We start from the raw sequence: 21062 nt of genomic DNA on the forward strand, positions 1-21062 counted from the left end.
CTGAAATCATGTACCTGTACCATGTCCGTTCAGACAAAAAACACGTCTCTTTTCCGCAAACATTTGTCCGCAACGCAGAAACAATTTAACATTGATTCTATCAGATTCCCGGGAAAATGCAAGCATTTTTTGGCTTGTTTCGCGAAAAATACCGTGGTGATCAGGTACTGTATCACAGTATGCGATTTGTTTTTTCTATGTTTCATATTGTGGAATCTCTTTTGTATCATGGAATTTCCTGCTAAACAAAAAAGTTCCATCAGCCTTGTATTCAGCTGACAGAACTTTTTTATACGGTCTGTGCACGAGCCAGGAACATTATTCCCACATCATACTGATGGGTATCTTCTCTACTGTGACTCCTTCGTCAGTGTCACGTTCATATACTGATACGGGATCTCGATCCCTTCCCGGTCAAATGTGAGTTTGATCTCCTCCGTGATCGCCCATTTTGTTTTCCAATAGTCCTCACAGAGCACCCAGCCTCTCGCGCTCAAGTTCACGCTGCTGTCTCCGAGGCTGTCCACGATCACCTGGATATCCTGGTCTTTCATGATATATGGATTCTCCTCAAAGATCTGTTTCAGAACGTTTTTCGCCTTTAAGAGATCCGAGGAATATCCGATCCCGACGTTGATGATCAGGCGGCGTTTTCCCATTCTCGTGAGGTTTGTGAGCGGTGCGCTCGATACCGAGCTGTTCGGGATCGTGATCACACGGTTGTCGATCGTCAAAAGTGTCGTGTATACAAGACCGATCGTCTCGACTGTTCCCTCACCTGCCGATGTGCTGATATAATCCCCGACCTTAAACGGTTTTAAGAGCAGGATCAGCGTTCCGCCTGCGAAATTTGAGAGTGTATTCTGCATCGCAAGGCTGAATGCCAGCGTTACGGTACCGATAACCGCAACGAAGGACGTTGTCTTGATCCCCAGCTGGTCCGCTGCCATGAACACCATGACTCCGAAGAGGACGGCGTGCAACAGCATATCCAGAAACTTCTTTAACGTGATCTCCACGCCGGCGCGGTCCATGATCTGCCCTGCTGCGGTCCGGACCATCCGAATCACGCGGAGACCGACAAATACGATCACCGCGGTCCAGAAGATCCTGGTCCCGTATTTGATGGCCGTCGTAGTAAGAAAATCCAGTGTGTATTCTTTCATGTCTGTTTCCCTGCTGTTTTTCGGACATTTTCATGCCCTGTATTTTTCTGTCTATCCTTTGTTTCTTTTTCCCGTCTGGCTCTCCCGCGCCGTCTTTATGATCTGCCCGACTTTCTCAGAGATCACATCCAGCGGACTCGCCGGTATCTTTACGGACGGCTGCTTCGCCGGACGTTTTTTCTTTTCCGCCGGTTTCTTCTTTTCCGCCGGTTTCTTCTTTCCCGTCACAGGTTCTTCCTCATACGGGGTACAGGAGAATACCGCCACGGACATCGGAGCCAGGTTGATCACGATCGAGTTTTCTCTCGCGTCCCACTCCTCTTTCTTCGACATCTTGACTCTCGGATTTACCATGCCACTGCCGCCGAACTGCTTCGCGTCGCTGTTCAGGATCTCCTTGTACTTTCCGGCAAACGGAACTCCGAGGCGGAATTTCTCATGTTCCACCGGGACAAAGTTACAGACAAAGAGCAGTGTCTCCTCCGGTTTGTCCGTCTTCCTCTCGAAGATCACGATATTCTCGTCATTGTAAGTGCAGTTGATCCACTCGAAGCCTTCCGGCTCATAGTCCATTTTATAGAGAGCCGGCTGTGTGCGGTACAGGTGGTTTAACGCCTTCACATAATCCCTCATCTGGCTGTGGATATCGTACTTCAAGAGTCCCCATTCCAGACTCTCCTTCTCGTTCCACTCGTCCATCTGACCGAAATCCTGGCCCATAAAGAGCAGTTTCTTACCAGGATGCCCCATCATGAACCCATAGGCGGTACGGAGGTTTGCGAACTTTTTCTCCTGGGTGTCCCCCGGCATTTTTCCAGCCATGGAACCTTTTCCGTGGACCACCTCATCGTGTGAGAATACGAGAACAAACTTCTCACTGTATGCGTACAGCATGCTGAAAGTCAGCTCTCCATAATGGTCATGGCGGAAATACGGGTCGCACTGCATGTAATCGAGGAAATCATTCATCCAGCCCATATTCCACTTGAAGTCAAAGCCGAGTCCTCCGTCATTCTCATCGCCGGAAACCTTCGGCCATGCTGTGGATTCCTCCGCGATCAGGACTGCGCCCTCTGTGTCCCGTGCAAAGATGGAATTCAGGTGTTTCAGGAATTCCACCGCCTCCAGGTTCTCATTTCCGCCGTACATGTTCGCGATCCACTCGCCCGCGTTCTTTCCATAATCAAGATACAGCATGGATGCCACAGCGTCCATCCGGATCCCGTCGGCGTGAAACTCCCTCGCCCAGTATAAAGCGTTGGAGATCAGGAAGTTCGATACCTGCGGACGGCCGTAATTGTAGATCAGCGTTCCCCAGTGCGGATGTGATCCCTGGCGCGGGTCCTTGTGCTCGTAGAGACAGGTCCCGTCAAAGGCCGCGAGACCATGCGCATCACGCGGGAAATGGGCCGGAACCCAGTCGAGGATGACGCCGATCCCCTCTTTATGCATATAGTCCATAAACGCCTTAAAATCGTCCGGAGTCCCGAAACGACTCGTCGGCGCATAGTAACCGGTCACCTGGTAACCCCAGGACTCATCGAGCGGGTGCTCCATCACCGGGAGAAGCTCCACATGGGTGTAGCCCATCTCCTTGACGTAAGCAGCAAGTTTTTCCGCGATCTCCCTGTAATTATAAAACTGGCTGCCGTTGATGTCATCCCCATTTTCATCCTGAGCTACCGGTTTCTGCATCCAGGAGCCGAGATGGACCTCATAGATCGACATCGGCGAGTCCTTCAGCCGGTCTTTTGCCGCTTTTCTCTTTTCGATCCACTCGCCATCGTTCCACTGATAATCAGTCATATCCCAGATCACGGACGCCGTATTCGGTCGGAGCTCTGAGAAATTCGCATACGGATCCGCCTTTAACATCGGATCTCCCGCTTTTGTCTTGATCTCATATTTATAGATCGCACCCGGCTTCAGTCCCGGAATAAAGATCTCATAGATCCCAGACGGTCCGCGTTTTTTCATCTGGTGGCGTCTTCCGTCCCAGAAGTTGAAGTCGCCCACAACACTGACACGCATCGCATCCGGAGCCCAGACTGCAAAGTGCACTCCGGAGATCCCGGCTTCCACGGTCGGGTGCGCGCCAAACTTTTGATAGGAATCATAATAGATCCCGGCGCCGAATTTCTTTACTTCCGCCTCGGTAAACGCGGTGTAGAACTGGTAACTGTAGGGATCCACGATCTCCTCACTGTCCCCGTCCTCGTAAGTCACGAGAAAATGGTACGGCACTAACTCCAGACGGTCCTCAAGAAGGACTGCGAAGAATCCGTTCTCATCCGCCATCTCCATCGGAAAGCTTTCTTCCCCGATCTTTACGGAGACTTTCGCCGCATTCGGAAGGAACGCCTGGATCAGAAGTCCTTCCTTTATTACATGTTCCCCTAAAAGCCGTCCCGGATCGCTCGCCTCAGAATATACGAGTTCCTCGATCCCGGCCCAGTCCATCAGATCATATAAGATTTTTTCCATAAGCACTCCCCCTGTCGTGTTCCAATGCCGTTTTCCGGCATGGTCCACAAAGACCTGTCCATTTCTGGAATTTTCTGCGGCTGCGGATATCTGTTTCCTGATGTCCGAAGCCATTTTTTTCTTAACAATATTTTAGCATCATCATCTCTCTGATACAAGTGGCAGTATCGGCAAATATCCGTTTTTCCATCCGCATGGCGCTCCCGCATATTTTCCCATTAAAAAATTCCTTACCTTTTTCGAAATTCTCTTGCGAAACTTGACAATTTATCATAAACTCTTTATTGTATGTTGTGATGCCAGGGTCAAAAGTCCGGAAATCCGATGCCGGCTTGCCTGCAGGAAGATTTTTGAATCTGGGATCTGCCAAAAACAGGAATGTTTTTGAGTATATTAGTCAAACGAGGTTATCATCTTTATATGGAAAATAACGGAAAAGAAAAGAAAGAAAAAACAGGCTGGGTAGCGGAGCTGATCAGCTGGGTCCAGGTTCTTGTATCCGCCGCCGTCATTGCCTTCGTTCTCACGACTTTTGTCATCGCAAACAGTGAGATCCCGACCGGTTCCATGGAAAACACCATCATGGCAGGAAGCCGCGTCATCGGCTCCAGGCTGCACTACAAATTCGCAGATCCGGAACGCGGAGATGTCGCGATCTTCGTCTTTGGCTGGCAATGCCCGGAATGCAACGCCATCATCGAAGGCGACAAGCAGGATACCTGCCCGGCCTGCGGTTCCGAAGTTGGAAAACGTGGTCATACGATCTACTATGTAAAGCGTGTGATCGGTATGCCGGGTGATGTCATCGATATCATCGACGATAAGGTCTATCTGAACGGTTCCGACACTCCGCTCGACGAGCCGTATCTGGCAGAACCGATGAACCAGCATGAAACTTACCATTTTGAAGTTCCGGAAAACTGCTACTTTATGATGGGCGACAACCGAAATTATTCTCTGGATGCCCGCTACTGGCAGAATCACTACATTTCCAGAGACAAGATGGTTGCAAAGGTATTCTTCGAATACTTCCCGACACCGAAGGTAATCCACTAATCGGCAAAATCCGCGACCACAACGGTATCATACGGAATTTTCAGTTCAGAAAATTCCTACCCATGAAAAGTAACAAATATTTCACTTACACAGGAGACAAATTATGAAAAAGGTTGTAAAGTTCGGCGGCAGCTCTCTCGCAAGTGCCCGTCAGTTTAAAAAAGTAAAGGCGATCATCGACGCCGATAAGACACGCTGCTATGTCGTTCCGTCCGCTCCGGGAAAGAGAGACAGCAAAGACACAAAAGTAACTGACATGTTATACCAGTGCTACGATGCAGCCAGCACAGGACAGAGCTACAAGCGCATTCTCGACCAGATCAAAAAGCGCTACACAGACATCATCGACGGTCTTGAGCTCAACTTAAACCTTGACTTTGAATTTTCAAAGATCGAAGAAAATTTCTTAAATAAAGTCGGACGCGACTATGCGGCTTCCAGAGGAGAATATTTAAACGGTCTCATCATGGCAAACTACCTCGGATTCACCTTCGTGGACGCGGCTGACGTGATCCGTTTCGATGCAGACGGAAACTTCCTCTCCGAGGAGACAAACGAGGAGATGAGAGAACACCTCGCTTCCTTAAAGCAGGCTGTCATCCCGGGATTCTACGGTGCTAAGCCGGATGGAACAATCCACACCTTCTCCCGCGGCGGCTCCGATATCACAGGTTCCATCGTTGCCCGTGCGATCCAGGCTGATCTCTATGAGAACTGGACCGATGTCTCCGGTTTCCTTGTCGCTGACCCGAGGATCGTCGACAATCCGGCTCCGATCGAAACGATCACTTACACAGAGCTCCGTGAGCTCTCCTACATGGGCGCAAGCGTTCTCCACGAGGATGCGATCTTCCCGGTAAGAAAAGAGGGAATCCCGATCAACATCCGCAACACAAACCGTCCGGAAGATCCGGGTACCATGATCGTTGAGAACACCAGCAAACGCCCGCGCTACACGATCACAGGCGTTGCAGGAAAGAAAGGCTTCTGCGCAGTGAACATCGACAAGGCGATGATGAACTCCGAAGTCGGTTTTGGGAGAAAAGTCCTTGAGGTCTTTGAGAAGAACGGCATCTCCTTCGAACATATGCCGTCCGGGATCGATACGATGTCCGTTCTCGTCCATCAGGATGAGTTCCAGGAGAAAGAGCAGTCCGTTCTTGCAGGAATCCAGCGTGCAGTTCACCCGGATATCGTGACTCTCGAGTCCGATCTCGCAGTGATCGCAGTCGTAGGACGCGGCATGAAAGCAATGCGCGGGACTGCTGCAAGAATCTTCGCAGCACTTGCACACGCAAAGATCAACGTTAAGATGATCGACCAGGGATCCAGTGAACTGAACATCATCATCGGTGTCACAGATGACGATTTCGAGCCGGCGATCCGCGCGATCTATGATATTTTTGTAAAGACAGAGTTATAAGGGATCGCAATTCCATAAATTCTTAAAAATCCCCATGCACCGGTGAATGTTTCATAGCGGTGTGTGGGGATTTTTTTAATGAATCATCTTCGCACGAGTGTACATCTCAGACACGCAGTGCCTCTTTATTGAATAAAAAATTTTCTAAACAAGCGAAAACAAGCTTCGCGAGTTTCCACTTGTTATCGCTACAGTCGCCAAGTTCTCGCGCAAGCGCGGACTTTGACTCGTTGTTCGCGTAAAATAAAACTCCCCACACCGGTCATGTCCTCCGGTACAGGGAGCTTTTCCTGTCACTTTTCAATTCTTTATTCCGACTTGACTTCCTTCCACAGCGCACTGTAGAGGTCATCCGCCTCGGTTCCGAGATAACTGTATACCTCAGAGTTTTCCAGCTTATCGGTATCCGGGAATACAGCTTTGTTCTCCTGATATTCCGGATCCAGAAGGTCGAACGCAGCCTTGTTCGGCGTCGCGTAGGTGATGTACTCGAAGTTCTTCACCGCGATATCCGGACGGCAGAGGAAGTTGATCCACTTCTCCGCATTCTCTTTGTTCTTCGCATTGTACGGGATCACCCAGGAATCGATCCAGATGTTTGTTCCCTCTTCCGGAAGTACATACTCCAGATCATAATCAAGATTCAGCGTCTCCGCCTCCTCCTGCAGATAGAGCAGCTCACCGGAATAGATGACTCCTACCGCCGCCTCACCGTTCAACATCTTGTCGCGGACCTGATCCACGACATAGGCCTGTACGAGCGGTTTCTGTGCGAGAAGCAGCTTCTTCGCCTCCTGGAGCTCCGCCTCATCGGTCGTATTCATCGAATAGCCGAGTTCCTTGAGCGCCACCATAAAGGCGTCGCGGACGCTGTCCTGCATCAGGATCTCGCCCTTTAAGCGCTCATCCCAGAGATCCGACCATTTCGTCGGTGCCGGAACTCCGAGTTCTTCCAGTTTCTGGACATTGTAGATGATCCCGACGGTTCCCCATGTATACGGAACAGAATAGCGGTTATCCGGGTCAAATGCCTTCGACTTTTCAAGGTAAACCTGGTCGATGTTTTTGATGTTCGGAACATTGTCAAAATTGATCTCCGCAAGAAGTCCGTTCTCCGCCATCTTCTGGATCATATAGTCGGATGGACATACGACGTCGTAATTCACGCCGCCGGCCTCGATGACCGGGTACATCTCCTCGTTCGTCTCGAAAAGGTCATAGGTCACATGGATCCCGGTCTCCGCCTCAAATTCGTCTATCACGCTCTCATCGATGTATTCGCCCCAGTTGTATACATAGAGCTCATCCGAGTGGGAGGAAGAAAAGTGCAGGTAGCTGGTATATGCCACGCTTCCAACGATCAGGAAGGAGGCAAGCACGATCGCTGCCTTTCCGGTCCATGCCGGTTTCTTTCCGCGGTCCGGTGCTGCGTTCGGTCCGAAGCTGCCCGCTCCCGCCTTCGCCTGCGGTTTTGCCGGAGCAAAGTTTGTAATGAGTAGCAGCGCGAGCACAGTCACAAAGATCACTGTGGAGAGCGCGTACATGGACGGCTTGATGCCGCGGCGCACCTCACTGTAGATCAGCGTGGACAGGGTGTTGATCCCGGCGCCTTTTGTGAAGTGGGTGATGATAAAATCATCCAGAGACATCGTAAACGCCATCAGGAAGCCCGATAACACGCCCGGAAGGATATCAGGGAAGACAACCTTGAAAAACGCCTTTACAGGGCCTGCTCCGAGGTCCATGGCCGCCTCGTAAGTGTTCCGGCTCGTCTGTTTTAGCTTCGGCATAACGCTTAACATCACATACGGCACGTTGAACGTGATGTGCGCAAAAAGGATCGTCTTGAATCCCAGGGAGATACCGAACGCGATGAACATCAGCATCAGGGAGATGCCGGTCACGATATCGGAGTTTAACATCGGGATATTGTTGAGTCCCATGCAGATCGTTCTCGGGAGCTTCTTCATCGAGGAGATCCCGATCGCCGCGGCCGTTCCGAGGATCGTCGCGATCAGCGCCGACAGGAAGGCAATCAGCAGCGTATTATAGAGGGCGTCCATGATCGACGCGCTCTCAAACATCTGTTTATACCACTGTAACGTGAACCCGCCCCACTGGGATCTCGATTTCGAGCTGTTGAAGGACAGGACCATCATGACGAGGATCGGTGCATATAAGAAGATCAGTACCAGCACCAGATAAAAATCCTCAAAAAATTTCTTCAGTCTTTCTCTTACGGTTTTCATCAGAATGCAGTGCCCTCCCCATTCTTATCGTATTTTGCGATCATGGTCATGCTGAGAAGGATGAAGATCATGAGCACCATGGAAAGTCCGGCACCGAGGTTCCAGTTGCTTCCCTTTGTAAATTCCTGCTCGATGACGTTTCCGATGAGCAGGATCTTGCTGCCGCCCAGGAGGTTTGAAATAACGAACGTCGTGAGCGCCGGGACAAACACCATCGTGATCCCGCTGACAATGCCCGGAACGCTCAACGGGATCAGGATCTTTGTGAGTGTCTGGTAATTATCCGCTCCGAGGTCCCGCGCAGCATTGATCACATTGTCATCGATCTTCACGAGTGTGTTGTAGATCGGCAGGACCATGAACGGCAGGAAATTGTAGACCATGCCGAGAATGATCGCCGCCGGAGTGTTGATGATCGCAACATTCGGCAGATGCAGCAGCGTGAGGAAGGTATTGATCACACCGTTCTTCTCAAGCAGGGTCTGCCACGCCATGGTTCTTAAAAGGAAGTTCATCCACATCGGAAGGATAAAGATAAACACCACAAAGCTTCCTTTTCCGATATGGCGCTTTCTTAAGATCAGCGCCAGCGGATATGCGAGGATCAGACAGATCACCGTGCTGACACCCGCGAGAAGTAAGGACAGCCACAGCGCCTTTAAATGCTCGGAGGAACCGATCGCCAGGATATTTGCCAGCGTGAACGCGCCGCTGCGGTCCGTCAGACCATAGTAAAATACCATGAGCAGCGGGATCACGGTAAATCCCGCCATCCATATGATATAAGGATAAGCCAGAAATCTGGATGCTTTTCTATTCATTGACTCCAACGGCCTCCTCGTCCTCGGACTCCGGCTTGTTCATAATCTGGATATCGAACGGATCCACATGAATGCCGACTTTCTGTCCGACCGGGAACATGTCCGTGCTGTGGACCAGCCACTCGTAGCCGTCCGGGGTCGTCACTTCCATCTCGTAGTGTACGCCTTTGAAGATCAGGTGTGTAACAACGCCCTGGAGAGTGCCGTTCTCCGGCTTCACAAGATCGATATCCTCCGGCCGGATCACCACGTCGACCGGCTTGTTGTTTCCGAATCCTTTATCCACACAGGCGAATTTCGCGCCGAAGATCTCCACAAGCTCGTCGTGGATCATCGTTCCACCCACGATATTGCTCTCGCCGATAAAGTCCGCGACAAAGGCATTTTCCGGCTCATTGTAGATCTGCTCCGGCGTTCCCATCTGCTGGATATAGCCCTGGTTCATGACAACGATCGTGTCGGACATCGTGAGCGCCTCTTCCTGGTCGTGGGTGACATAGATAAAGGTGATTCCCAGCTCATTTTTCAGGCGGATCAGCTCATATTGCATGTCCTGGCGGAGCTTCAGGTCGAGAGCGCCGAGCGGCTCGTCGAGAAGCAGAAGCTTCGGCTCGTTTACGATCGCGCGGGCGATGGCAATCCGCTGCTGCTGGCCGCCGCTTAAAGAATCCACGCTCCGGTTCTCAAATCCGTCAAGGTTTACAAGTTTCAATGCATATTTGATCTTATCATCAATATAGCTCTTCGATTTGCCTTTGATCTTCAGACCGAACGCGATGTTCTCCGCAATACTCATGTGCGTGAACAGGGCGTACTTCTGAAACACTGTATTTAACTGGCGCTTGTTCGGCGGCATATTTGTGATGTCTTCCCCATCAAAGATCACCTGACCTTTATCCGGTTTCTCAAACCCACCGATGATTCTTAAGGTCGTTGTCTTTCCGCAGCCGCTCGGGCCGAGCAGCGTCACGAAGGAGTTTTCCTTTACGGAAAGGCTCAGATCGTCGAGGATCAGATCCCCGTCATAACTCTTAAAAATGTGGGACAAATCAATGAGCGGATGCTCCATTCCTTTTTCCTCCTGATGTAAACAGATTTCATACGATAGATTCCGCTGTTTTTGTGTTCGGCTTGAATGTATTTTTATACATGGTTTTCTTCAGATATACGAAAAACGGCAAAATGCCTATCATAGTATATTTACGCATTGTTTTCCCGTTCTGTCAATAGATTTCTCTTGTTTCTTTTTCTTGTTTTTTGTACACGATCGCATCCATACAATTTTCAGATTTCAGTTAACAAACCGGTCAGATTATGATAAAATGAGTACATCTATGAATCTCCGGAGGAGGTTGGCAAAATCGGCAGTTTTTGCGTCTCCGGACATCGAAAGCAAAGGGGAATTTACCTATGACTGGAAAATACATGGCCTATGTTGGCTCTTATTCCTATACGGGAAAGGCAAAAGGGATCACCGTATATGATGTTGATGTGGAGGCAGGAAAATTCATCTACCGCTGCGAAGTGGAAGTGGACAACTCTTCCTATCTGAAATCATCCCAGAACGGAAAAATCCTGTACTCTATCGCCGATGAGGGCGTTGTCGCGTTCCGCGTTCTTCCAAATGGAAGTCTCGCACGTTTAAACAGTGCTAAGATCAAGGGCATGCGCGGATGCCACCTTTCTACGAGCAAAGCAGATGACTATATCTTTATCTCCGGTTTCCACGATGGAAAGATCACGGTCCTTCATCTGAACGAGGACGGATCGGTCGGAGATATCGCCGACGGTGTCTTCCACAAGGGACTTGGCTCCGTCGCTGAGCGAAGCTTCCGTCCGCATGTGAGCTGCAGCCGCCTGACTCCGGACGAGCGCTTCTTAATGGTCGCAGACCTCGGGATCGACCAGATCAAAGTTTACCGTTTTGACCATAAGGACGGAAAGATCGCTCTCGTGGACACGATCCGCTGTGAGCTCGAATCCGCCCCGAAATATTTCATGTTCAGCTCCGACGGCCGTTTCTTCTATGTCCTGTATGAGATGAAAAATGTGATCGAGGTTTATTCCTATAAAGAAGGCGAACGTGTTCCGATCGTCGAGAAGATCCAGACGATCTCATCCACAGGAAGCAAACCGAACCAGCTGACCGCTGCCTGTGCGATGCATTTCTCCCCGGATGAGAAACATGTATTCTGTAGCAATGCCGGCGACAATACGGTGTCCATGTACGACCGCGATGATGAGACCGGAATGCTGACCCTGCGCTTCTGTCTTCCGATCAGCGGGGATTATCCGAAGGATATCGCGATCTTCCCGGGCGGAGAACATCTCGCTTCTATCAACCACGAGGGAAGTATTTCCTTCTTTAAGATCGACTATGAAAAAGGTCTTCTTGTCATGAGCGACCGCAGCATCAAGGTCAATGAGCCGAACTGCTGTGAAATTGTAAAGATTGGAGATTAAAATAACATGGCAGCAGGTTCTACCATCGGCACAATATTTAAAGTAACAACCTGGGGAGAATCCCACGGAAAAGCCATCGGCGTTGTCGTTGACGGCTGCCCGGCGGGACTTCCTTTAGAGGAATCCGATATCCAGAAACTTTTAGACCGAAGGAAACCGGGACAGAGCCGCTTTACGACCCAGCGAAAAGAGGGAGATGAGGTCGAGATCCTCTCCGGCGTTTTCGAGGGAAAGACAACCGGAACCCCGATCTCCATGATCGTGCGGAACACAGACCAGCGTTCCAAAGACTACTCCAATATCGCTTCCTGTTTCCGCCCGGGACATGCCGACTACACGTTTGAGGAAAAATACGGATTCCGCGATTACCGCGGCGGCGGACGTTCCTCCGCCCGTGAGACGATCGGCCGTGTTGCGGCGGGTGCGATCGCTGAAAAGTTCTTAAAACAGTTAAATATCTCTGTGACTGCCTATGCGAAATCGATCGGTCCGGTTGAGGTATCCCCGGAGCGCATGGACCTTTCAGAGATCCCGAATAACCAGTTCTGTCTCCCGGATGCGGACTCCGCAAAGGAGGCGGAGCACTATCTTGACCAGAAGATCGCAGAATGTGACTCCGTCGGCGGAGTCGTTGAGTGTGTGATCTCCGGTCTTCCGGCCGGTCTCGGTGAGCCGGTCTTCGAAAAGCTGGATGCCAACCTCGCAAAAGCGATCCTCTCGATCGGTGCTGTCAAAGGTTTTGAGATCGGAGACGGATTTGCCGCGACGAAAGCGTGCGGATCGGAAAATAACGATGAATTCCGTATGGATGGAGATAAGATCGTGAAGGAGACGAACCATGCCGGCGGCGTTCTCGGCGGCATCAGCGACGGAAGTGCTGTGATCTTCCGCGCCGCATTCAAGCCGACTCCATCGATCGCAAAATCCCAGGAGACAGTGACAAAGGACGGCGAGAATATCGATCTCGTGATCCACGGTCGTCACGACCCGGTGGTTGTTCCGAGAGCTGTTGTTGTAGTCGAATCTATGGCTGCGATCACCGCGATGGATATGCTCTTAATGTCCATGACTTCCAGACTTGACCTGATCCAGATGTTCTTCCAGGTGGAGAATGTCGATGATTCACCGGAACAGTAATATTGATCCGATTCCCACATGGCAGAGAGTCTGCTCTCTGTTCATGGAATAATAGTAAATAACAGGAGAAGAAAGAAATGAAAATCGCAATCGCTAACGACCACTCAGCTGTAGAGCTGAAAAACATCATCAAGGAGCACCTCGAGAGCAATGGCTACGAAGTATTAAACCTCGGAACAGACTCCACAGAGAGCTGTGATTACCCGGTATACGGTGAGAAGGTTGGCCGCGCAGTCGCTGACGGCGAAGCAGATCTCGGAATTGCCATCTGCGGAACCGGCGTCGGCATCTCTTTAGCTGCCAACAAGGTAAAAGGCATCCGCGCATGTGTCTGCAGCGAGCCGTACACCGCAAAGCTTTCCAGAATGCATAACAACTCCAACATTCTCGCGTTTGGTGCACGCGTTGTCGGAAGTGAGCTCGCAAAGATGATCGTTGACGAGTGGCTGAACGCAAGCTTTGAGGGTGGCCGCCACCAGAGACGTGTGGATATGATCATGGATATTGAGAATAAGTAATTGACGATAAAAACCCCCGAAGTGTACCAGACTTCGGGGGTTTTGTTTTATCTTCTGTTCGCCTTCTCCACATGAACGCTCTTACCTTTGATCTTCACATGGTTCATCGCATCCATGACGATATCGGCCTGGTCCTTCGGTACTTCGACGAAGGTGTATTTGTCGTACATATCGATGCTGCCGACAAGACGGCCCGGGATTCCGGATTCTCCGGCGATCGCGCCTAAAATGTCTCCCGGCTTCACATTCTGGTTCTTTCCGAGGTTGATGAACAGTCTCGTCATGCCGCCTCTGGCATTCTTTCTGTCCACATATTCCTCGTCATCGCCTCTGCCGCGTCTGCGTCCGTTTCTTCCGCGGTCATTTCTGCCGCCGCGGCGGTCGAGATCATCAAGGTCGCGGAGCGGTCTTCCCTCATCCACGATATCCTCGTAGTCATCTCCCATCGCCATCTTTAAGAACGCTGCTGCGAGCTCTAAGGAAGTATAATCCTCCGCGAGCAGGCGCTTTTCGATAATATCTGTCATGCGCTCGAGGTCGCTGTCCTCACCGATATGCTGCTGCACATCGTCCAAGATTTTCTCCGCCTTGATCGCTGTGACGTCATCTAAGGACGGGATCGGCTGCGGAACGATCTTTGTCTTACAGAATCTCTGGATGTCACGGAGTTTGTAGACTTCGCTTCCGACTGCAAGGCTGAACGCACGTCCCTCTCTTCCGGCACGTCCGGTACGCCCGATTCTGTGTACATAATACTCGTCATCCTGCGGGATATCGTAGTTGAATACCGCTTCCACGTCGTCCACGTCGATTCCTCGTGCAGCGACATCCGTTGCAACAAGAATCTCGGTCGCTCCGTTCCGGAAGCTGCTCATAACGCGGTCTCGCTGCTCCTGCTTTAAGTCTCCGTGAAGACCTTCCGCGAAATATCCGCGTCCCTGAAGCGCCTGTACCAGCTCATCTACCTGCTTTTTCGTGTTGCAGAATGCAACAGAGAGCTTCGGGGAATAGAGGTCCAACAGACGGCACATTACTTCCACTTTGTTTCTCGGTTTTACTTCATAATAATACTGGGTTACCTTCGGAACCGTCAGTTCCTTCTTTACGACCTGGACCATCTTCGGGTCTTTCTGGAACTTCTGGGCAATCTGGGCGATCGCGTGCGGCATCGTCGCGGAGAACATCACGGTCTGGCGCTCCTCCGGAAGTTCACCGAGGATCGTCTCCATGTCCTCAAGGAATCCCATGTTTAACATCTCATCCGCCTCATCGAGAACGACCGTGTGGATCGCATCGGTGCGGATCGTCTTTCTTCTCATGTGGTCCATCACACGTCCCGGGGTTCCGACGATGATCTGGACTCCGCCCTTTAAGGAACGGATCTGCTTTACGATTTCCTGTCCGCCGTATACCGGGAGGATCTTGATCCCGGACATATATTTCGCAAGACGGCGAAGTTCTTCCGCTACCTGGATCGCAAGTTCTCTTGTCGGGCAGAGGATCATTGCCTGTGTCTTTCTGTTTTCCGGATCCATCTTCATAAGAAGCGGGATTCCAAACGCTGCTGTCTTACCGGTTCCTGTCTGGGCCTGACCGATCATATCGTGGCCTTCCATCTCAACCGGGATCGCCTGGGCCTGGATCGGGGACGCTGCCTCAAATCCCATATCGGTAACTGCGCGGAGGATCCGCGGGTCTAAATTAAGTTCATCAAATCTGATTGTTTCCATTCAATATCCTTTCTGTTTTGTCTGCATAACGATTCCATGCCTCGGATATATTCCTATATCATATGGAATTTTCCATTCAGAAAATTCCTGCCCGTGAAAAGTCCCGATATTTCTTCCTTACTTTTCTATAACGATTCACCCGGATTCCCGGATTTCCATACCGGTCACAGAATTCTATATACAATGCTGACAGCTGCCTTTTGATTTCCAGCCGTGCGGGGTGCAAATGTAAAATATCTTATAACATAGAAAGAAAAAAGTCAAGCAAAAGCCTGCAAGGAAACAGAAAACCCCGGAAAACATGTTTTTGACGCCATGTTTTTCGGGGAAACTGCCTGATTTGCAGTGTTTCGGTCATACGTGAAATAATCTGAACAACTGCCTGTATCATGTCATAAAATGATTCTTTTTATAACCGTGTATGATTCTTTCCGCTATACACGGTAAATGAACATCCTCTACACCTCTTTTTTATGGTAGCACAGATATCCGAACGCCGCCGCAACGCCAACCGAGTAGATCACGAAGGTGCATGCAAACGGAAGCTTTGCATTTACAGAATAGATAAATCCGGCTGTCAGGGAACCCGCGATACTTCCCAGGGACTGGGTCGCGTTGAAGAATCCCATGACAAGGTTTTTCTGTTTCGGATCCGCCTGATTCGCCACCATGTTCTGGAGGACCGGGACGCTGACGGAGTAACCCGCATAGACAAGGATGCTGAAGAAGATGAAGATTCCGATATTCACGGAGATCAACGTTCCGATCGCCGCCAGCGCACAGAAGGCGGTGAGGACGACCATGGACTTTTTGACATTCGTCTTTTTGATGATCCAGATGCAGAGACTCATATTTGCGATAAAGGATACGAAACCAACGCCTGCCTTGATAATTCCGTTGTAGGAGGAAGTCAGACCAAGCTGTGCCTTTAAGTAATAGTTGAAAGCCTGGTCAAAACCGGTATTTCCGAAGTTGATAAAGATATTGATCGCGAACAGGAACACAAACGCCATGCACATAAAGTTTTTGCTGTCGATGAACGCCTGGAACGGATTTGCCTCTTTCATGAGCTGTTTTGCCGGAATATCCTTTAAATTTGCGGTACTGTCCGGCTCGCAGATCATAAAGAACGCAACTGCGACCGCGATCAGGGTTCCCGCCTGCACCAGGAATGCCAGCCGAACGGAAAACTCGCCTAAGAAGCCGCCAATCATATAGCCGAACGCACTGGCCACACTCTTGATCGTCGCGCTGTAAGTCAGATATTTTCCCTGGTCTTCCGGGTTTGACTTGTTTACGATGTAAGTCAGGAAGCTTACAAAGATCCCGCCGGTAAAGAGTCCCGCGAACATTCTCGCGAGGATGATCATGAGTTCCGTAGTCGCGTAGGCGAACCAGATCTGTGCCACGCCGTATCCAAGACAGCAGATCAATAAGGAAAGTCTCGAGGAAATATAGTTATTGATCTTTCCCCAGAACGGCGACAGCAGGAAATTCGTGATCAGCATGACTGCCAGCGCCACGCCAAACATATAGTCGTGGAGGCGGAGTTCCTGGATCACCGTCGGCGTTACCGGATGGGCAAAGTTCGCTGCCAGGTTGAATACGACCATGGCGGCGAAAAAGGCGAAAAATCTCATTTTGTACTTCATAGGCGGTGTCTTCCTTTGTCTTTATTCAGTTTCTGCCGGGCAGGCATTTCCAGTCGGCAACATTGCCTGCATCATGGCACACAAAGCCATATTGCGATCCGGATGCGCTTATCCATCAAGAACTGTTCTATCTTTTCTGTATTTACTTCGCTTTTTACAGAAAATTCGCATAATTCAAGTTTAAACGGATACAGTCGAAATGTCAAGCGCAAAACATCGCGGTGACCACTGCTGTTAAATAAAAAATACCTCTGAAGCAGATCTGTTTTTTCAACCAGTCTGCTTCAGAGGTATCTTCTCACATATCATGTTTCCCATGCGTCTGAGCGGGATTTCACGGCATCTTTTCTAAAAGTTTTCTTCTACCCATCTTCGTCTCCTGCAGATCAGACTTTAAACCGGTAGCCGACTCCCCAGATCGTCTCGATATACTGCGGTTTTGCCGTATTCATCTCGATCTTTTCACGGATCTTCTTAATGTGAACTGTGACGGTCGCAATATCGCCGATGGATTCCATATCCCAGATCTTTGAGAAGAGTTCTTCCTTTGTAAATACATGATTCGGGTTCTGGGCGAGGAACGCCAGAAGGTCGAATTCCTTTGTCGTAAAGTTCTTCTCCTCGCCGTTTACATAGACGCGGCGGGCGGTCTTATCGATCTTTAAGCCACGGATCTCGATAATGTCGTTTGCCGGGGTTCCGCTTCCGATCAGTCTCTCGTAACGGGAAAGATGGGCTTTGACTCTCGCTACCATCTCACTCGGGCTGAACGGCTTGGTGATATAATCATCCGCGCCGAGGCCGAGACCGCGGATCTTGTCGATATCGTCTTTTTTCGCGGAGATCATGATGATCGGGGTGTTTTTTGTCTCCCTGATCTTTTTGCAGATTTCAAATCCATCAACGCCCGGAAGCATCAGATCCAGGATAAAAAGATCAAATTCTTCCGACATGGCTCTCTTTAAGCCTGCTTCCCCATCATTTTCTATTTCAACTTCAAAGCCCGATAATTCCAGATAGTCTTTCTCGAGCTCTGCAATACTTTCCTCATCTTCCACGATCAGAATTTTGCTCATATTGTTGTTTCCTCCTATTAATCTGCTGTCGTCTTTCTCAGCACAAAATGGATCTCTGTTCCGATCCCTTCCTTGCTCGTCGCCCAGATCTTTCCGCCGTGATCCTCGATGATCTTCTTTACGATGGAAAGTCCGATGCCGCTTCCGCCCTTGCTGGAATTTCTCGAAGAATCAGTCCGGTAGAACCTGTCAAAGATGTACGGAAGCTCCTTCTGGCCGATCCCCTTTCCATTATCCTCGATCTCGATCTGGACAAAATCACCGACATCAAGGATCCGGATATTGATGATCCCATGCTTTTTGTCCATATATTTCAATGAATTTCCGATGATGTTGTTGATCACGCGCTTCATCTGCTCCGCGTCGGCGATCACCATCACGTCCTCATCCACAAAGTTAAAGTAGCCGAGCTCGATTCCTCTCGCTTCAAGCTCCAGGCCGACTTCCTCCACACAGTCACGGAAATAGTTTGCCACATTGATCTTTGAAAATGTGTACGGGATCTTATTTGTGTCGATCTTTGAGTAGAATGTCAGCTCATTGATCAGACGGTCCATATCATTCGCCTTATTGTAGATCGTCCGGATATATTTGTCCCGTTTCTCCGGCGAGGACGCGACACCTTCCATCAGTCCTTCCGCGTATCCCTTGATCGCTGTGATCGGGGTCTTTAAGTCGTGGGAGATGTTGCTGATCAGTTCCTTGCTCTCTTTGTCGTACTGGATCTTCTCCTCCGTGGATTCCTTCAGCCGGATCCTCATCTCCTCAAAGTTCTGGCAGAGCTGCCCGATCTCATCATCATCCTCAACGTCAAGAGTAAAGTCCAGATTGCCGTCACGGATCTGTTTTGTCGCCTCCTGGAGCTTTCCAATCGGCCATAAGATCGACCGGTATACCCACGCCGTCAGCATACCTCCGGTGATAAAAAGGATCATCGCGCTGCTGAGGAACATCTCCGTGATCAGGGATTTCACCTCCGGGATCACGTCCACCACGTTTGTCACGAGGTAGATCCCGATCCGGCATCCATCCGAAAGTTCAAATTCACGCTGTTTGATCAGGTGTTCCGTATTCTTATCCAGATAATTTCCCCACGAATCCACATCATTGATCTCCGCATAATCCGAGATCTGGCTCTCGAGCACCGATGCCGCTTCCTCATTTCCCGAATAGAAGAGTTTTCCATTCTTTGTCACCATCAAAAAGGAGTGCTTTAATTTCATCTGGTCATTCAGCGTTGCCAGATAAGTCAGGTCCTCGAAGTCAGACGGATCATTTTTGATTTCCTCCTCGATCTCTTTCTGGATACTCTCTGTCAGATGGCTGAACACGCGGATCGACGCGCCTGCCGAGAGATCCACCTGGCCGACTCCATATGTCTCACTGAATACCCGGTTCTGATATGTGCTGAGTCCCATGATCGCGATATAGATCAGGATGATCGGCACCACCGTGATCGTACAAAAGGTTACCAGTAATTTTGTTCGTATTTTCATGAGCGTCCGCGCGCTCCCTTCTTATTTTTCATCCGGTCTTCCGGTCATTCATCCGTTGTCAGGACTCCTGTCTGTATACAGAAAACCGACATATGATAAGTATAACACAACTCAGGGGTGGTGTTTATAAAAGTATTCTAAAATGTGGAATCTTCACATTGTTATCGCGACAGTCGCCAGAGTCTTACGCAAGTGTGGACTTTGGCTCATTGTTCGCGTAATATAGAAACAACGGCACAGTTTCCCGAACACCCCGGGGACTGTGCCGCTGCTTCCGATCATTTTCATGATATATGTCCATGATCTTTCTGTTCTTTTATCCTACAGATATTTCTTTAAATCCTCAACCTTGTCGATCTTCTCCCACGGAAGATCTACATCGGTTCTTCCGAAGTGACCGTATGCTGCGGTCTGCTTGTAGATCGGACGGCGGAGATCAAGCATCTTGATGATTCCTGCCGGGCGAAGGTCAAAGTTGTCACGGATGATCTCAACTAACTTCTCGTCGGATACCTTTCCGGTTCCCTCTGTCTCGACCATGATGGAAGTCGGATGAGCAACACCGATCGCATAGGAAAGCTGGATCTCACACTGATCTGCAAGTCCTGCTGCTACAATGTTCTTTGCAACATAACGGGCTGCGTATGCTGCGGAACGGTCTACCTTTGTGCAGTCCTTTCCGGAGAAAGCTCCGCCGCCGTGACGTGCATATCCGCCGTAGGTGTCAACGATGATCTTTCTTCCTGTAAGTCCACTGTCTCCGTGCGGTCCGCCGATCACGAAACGTCCGGTCGGGTTGATGAAGAATTTGGTATCTGCATCTACCATCTCCTGCGGAAGGATCTCATCGAATACATATTTTTTGATATCCTCATGGATCTGCTCCTGAGTCACATTCTCATCATGCTGTGTGGAGAGAACGACTGCATCGAGGCGGAACGGCTTTCCGTTCTCATCGTACTCAACAGTAACCTGGGTCTTTCCATCCGGTCTTAAGTACGGAAGAGTTCCGTTCTTTCTTACCTCTGTGAGACGTCTTGCAAGCTTATGTGCAAGAGCGATCGGGTACGGCATGTACTCCGGTGTCTCGTTTGTAGCGAAGCCGAACATCATACCCTGGTCACCGGCGCCGATCGCGTCTAACTCGTCATCGGTCATGTTGTTCTCTTTGGCCTCGAGTGCCTTGTCAACTCCCATCGCGATATCGGTAGACTGCTCATCGATCGCAGTGAGAACACCGCAGGTATCGCAGTCAAAACCATATTTTGCACGGTCATAGCCGATCTCGCGGACTGTCTCACGGACGATCTTCTGGATATCCACGTATGCCTTTGTTGTGATCTCACCCATTACCATAACAAGACCTGTTGTTGTGCATGTCTCACACGCAACACGGCTCATCGGATCCTGCTCCATTAAAGCGTCGAGGATCGCATCGGAGATCGCGTCGCACATCTTATCCGGATGTCCTTCAGTTACGGACTCGGAAGTAAATAATCTCTTTTCCATTGTAACTCCTTTCGATTTTAAACAAAACAAAAGTCCGCTCATGCTAAGCGGACTTGACAAACTTATCATCGGTCAAATCCTCTTATTGCTCGATTACTCGCTCAGGTTGGCACCTTCCTGCCCTCTCGCGAACGCGATTAACAGGGGTTGCCGTGACTTCACCGGTCCTATGTACCTCCATCACTCTGAATAAGGGATATTGCGAACTTTTTCACATTATGGCCGTAAGCCATCCCATGAATGACTCACGGACTGTATCTTATACGATTCAGAACAGAATGT

At 50.0% G+C, this 21062-nt stretch carries 15 protein-coding genes and 1 riboswitch; of the genes, 5 read left to right on the forward strand and 10 right to left on the reverse strand.

What is annotated here, in order from left to right:
• Positions 1-350: 350 nt before the first annotated feature.
• The gene (locus ACXMYH_RS13330; protein ID WP_118530871.1) at positions 351-1166 is read right to left on the reverse strand and encodes a mechanosensitive ion channel family protein; all 816 of its coding nucleotides are present in this window, start codon (positions 1164-1166) and stop codon (positions 351-353) included.
• Positions 1167-1217: 51 nt separating this feature from the next.
• Positions 1218-3650: a 1,4-alpha-glucan branching protein GlgB gene (gene glgB / locus ACXMYH_RS13335; RefSeq protein WP_486555057.1), complete on the reverse strand. Its 2433-nt coding sequence runs from the start codon at positions 3648-3650 to the stop codon at positions 1218-1220.
• Between the two features lie 420 nt (positions 3651-4070).
• On the opposite strand from glgB, the gene lepB reads away from it, so the two are divergent.
• Both lepB and ACXMYH_RS13345 read left to right on the forward strand, forming a co-directional pair.
• Positions 4071-4706, forward strand: coding sequence for a signal peptidase I (lepB, locus tag ACXMYH_RS13340; RefSeq protein ID WP_118530873.1), 636 nt, complete (start codon positions 4071-4073; stop codon positions 4704-4706).
• 103 nt (positions 4707-4809) lie between these two features.
• Positions 4810-6129, forward strand: a complete 1320-nt coding sequence (locus ACXMYH_RS13345; RefSeq protein WP_486555058.1) for an aspartate kinase — start codon at positions 4810-4812, stop codon at positions 6127-6129.
• Positions 6130-6437: 308 nt separating this feature from the next.
• Here the strand turns inward: ACXMYH_RS13345 and ACXMYH_RS13350 are convergent, their stop codons facing one another.
• The 3 genes from ACXMYH_RS13350 to ACXMYH_RS13360 are packed head-to-tail and all read right to left on the reverse strand — an operon-like array spanning position 6438 to position 10268.
• On the reverse strand, positions 6438-8378 hold the full coding sequence (locus ACXMYH_RS13350) for an extracellular solute-binding protein (protein ID WP_142412709.1): 1941 nt from the start codon (positions 8376-8378) through the stop codon (positions 6438-6440).
• Positions 8378-9199: an ABC transporter permease gene (locus ACXMYH_RS13355; protein WP_118530879.1), complete on the reverse strand. Its 822-nt coding sequence runs from the start codon at positions 9197-9199 to the stop codon at positions 8378-8380. Before ACXMYH_RS13355 ends, ACXMYH_RS13350 begins: the two co-directional genes overlap by 1 nt.
• On the reverse strand, positions 9192-10268 hold the full coding sequence (locus ACXMYH_RS13360) for an ABC transporter ATP-binding protein (protein ID WP_118322549.1): 1077 nt from the start codon (positions 10266-10268) through the stop codon (positions 9192-9194). Before ACXMYH_RS13360 ends, ACXMYH_RS13355 begins: the two co-directional genes overlap by 8 nt.
• Positions 10269-10609: 341 nt before the next feature.
• Between ACXMYH_RS13360 and ACXMYH_RS13365 the strand changes: the two genes are divergently transcribed.
• From ACXMYH_RS13365 to rpiB, 3 genes are all read left to right on the forward strand, one after another.
• Positions 10610-11662 carry a lactonase family protein gene (locus tag ACXMYH_RS13365; protein WP_118530881.1) on the forward strand — a complete coding sequence of 351 codons (1053 nt, stop codon included), beginning with the start codon at positions 10610-10612 and terminating at the stop codon, positions 11660-11662.
• 6 nt (positions 11663-11668) lie between these two features.
• Positions 11669-12799, forward strand: a complete 1131-nt coding sequence (aroC, locus tag ACXMYH_RS13370) for a chorismate synthase (RefSeq protein ID WP_486555059.1) — start codon at positions 11669-11671, stop codon at positions 12797-12799.
• Positions 12800-12876: 77 nt separating this feature from the next.
• Positions 12877-13317, forward strand: coding sequence for a ribose 5-phosphate isomerase B (gene rpiB / locus ACXMYH_RS13375; protein WP_118530885.1), 441 nt, complete (start codon positions 12877-12879; stop codon positions 13315-13317).
• Positions 13318-13364: 47 nt separating this feature from the next.
• On the opposite strand, the gene ACXMYH_RS13380 is transcribed toward rpiB, so the two are convergent.
• From ACXMYH_RS13380 to metK, 5 genes are all read right to left on the reverse strand, one after another.
• Entirely contained in the window at positions 13365-15047 is a 1683-nt protein-coding gene (locus tag ACXMYH_RS13380) for a DEAD/DEAH box helicase (protein ID WP_118297165.1), read from the reverse strand.
• Positions 15048-15505: 458 nt separating this feature from the next.
• Entirely contained in the window at positions 15506-16699 is a 1194-nt protein-coding gene (locus tag ACXMYH_RS13385) for an MFS transporter (RefSeq protein ID WP_215702671.1), read from the reverse strand.
• Positions 16700-17085: 386 nt separating this feature from the next.
• On the reverse strand, positions 17086-17775 hold the full coding sequence (locus ACXMYH_RS13390; RefSeq protein ID WP_118297167.1) for a response regulator transcription factor: 690 nt from the start codon (positions 17773-17775) through the stop codon (positions 17086-17088).
• Between the two features lie 17 nt (positions 17776-17792).
• Positions 17793-19271 (reverse strand): sensor histidine kinase, encoded by a 1479-nt coding sequence (locus tag ACXMYH_RS13395; protein WP_486555060.1) that lies wholly within the window; start codon positions 19269-19271, stop codon positions 17793-17795.
• A 321-nt stretch (positions 19272-19592) separates the two neighbouring features.
• Complete coding sequence (gene metK / locus ACXMYH_RS13400; RefSeq protein WP_486555061.1) at positions 19593-20780, reverse strand: methionine adenosyltransferase; 1188 nt, start codon at positions 20778-20780, stop codon at positions 19593-19595.
• 79 nt (positions 20781-20859) lie between these two features.
• Positions 20860-20976, reverse strand: a riboswitch (SAM riboswitch).
• Between the last annotated feature and the right edge of the window lie 86 nt (positions 20977-21062).

It is taken from the genome of Pilosibacter sp. NGB245, assembly GCF_057397225.1.

Excerpts from the sequence above, each read along its gene's own strand:
- lepB (WP_118530873.1), top strand. The coding sequence starts at position 4,071 with ATGGAAAATAACGGAAAAGAAAAGAAAGAAAAAACAGGCTGGGTAGCG.
- ACXMYH_RS13350 (WP_142412709.1), bottom strand. The coding sequence starts at position 8,378 with ATGAAAACCGTAAGAGAAAGACTGAAGAAATTTTTTGAGGATTTTTAT.
- ACXMYH_RS13380 (WP_118297165.1), bottom strand. The coding sequence starts at position 15,047 with ATGGAAACAATCAGATTTGATGAACTTAATTTAGACCCGCGGATCCTC.
- rpiB (WP_118530885.1), top strand. The coding sequence starts at position 12,877 with ATGAAAATCGCAATCGCTAACGACCACTCAGCTGTAGAGCTGAAAAAC.
- ACXMYH_RS13385 (WP_215702671.1), bottom strand. The coding sequence starts at position 16,699 with ATGAAGTACAAAATGAGATTTTTCGCCTTTTTCGCCGCCATGGTCGTA.
- ACXMYH_RS13390 (WP_118297167.1), bottom strand. The coding sequence starts at position 17,775 with ATGAGCAAAATTCTGATCGTGGAAGATGAGGAAAGTATTGCAGAGCTC.
- metK (WP_486555061.1), bottom strand. The coding sequence starts at position 20,780 with ATGGAAAAGAGATTATTTACTTCCGAGTCCGTAACTGAAGGACATCCG.
- aroC (WP_486555059.1), top strand. The coding sequence starts at position 11,669 with ATGGCAGCAGGTTCTACCATCGGCACAATATTTAAAGTAACAACCTGG.
- ACXMYH_RS13330 (WP_118530871.1), bottom strand. The coding sequence starts at position 1,166 with ATGAAAGAATACACACTGGATTTTCTTACTACGACGGCCATCAAATAC.
- glgB (WP_486555057.1), bottom strand. The coding sequence starts at position 3,650 with ATGGAAAAAATCTTATATGATCTGATGGACTGGGCCGGGATCGAGGAA.
- ACXMYH_RS13360 (WP_118322549.1), bottom strand. The coding sequence starts at position 10,268 with ATGGAGCATCCGCTCATTGATTTGTCCCACATTTTTAAGAGTTATGAC.
- ACXMYH_RS13345 (WP_486555058.1), top strand. The coding sequence starts at position 4,810 with ATGAAAAAGGTTGTAAAGTTCGGCGGCAGCTCTCTCGCAAGTGCCCGT.
- ACXMYH_RS13395 (WP_486555060.1), bottom strand. The coding sequence starts at position 19,271 with ATGAAAATACGAACAAAATTACTGGTAACCTTTTGTACGATCACGGTG.
- ACXMYH_RS13355 (WP_118530879.1), bottom strand. The coding sequence starts at position 9,199 with ATGAATAGAAAAGCATCCAGATTTCTGGCTTATCCTTATATCATATGG.
- ACXMYH_RS13365 (WP_118530881.1), top strand. The coding sequence starts at position 10,610 with ATGACTGGAAAATACATGGCCTATGTTGGCTCTTATTCCTATACGGGA.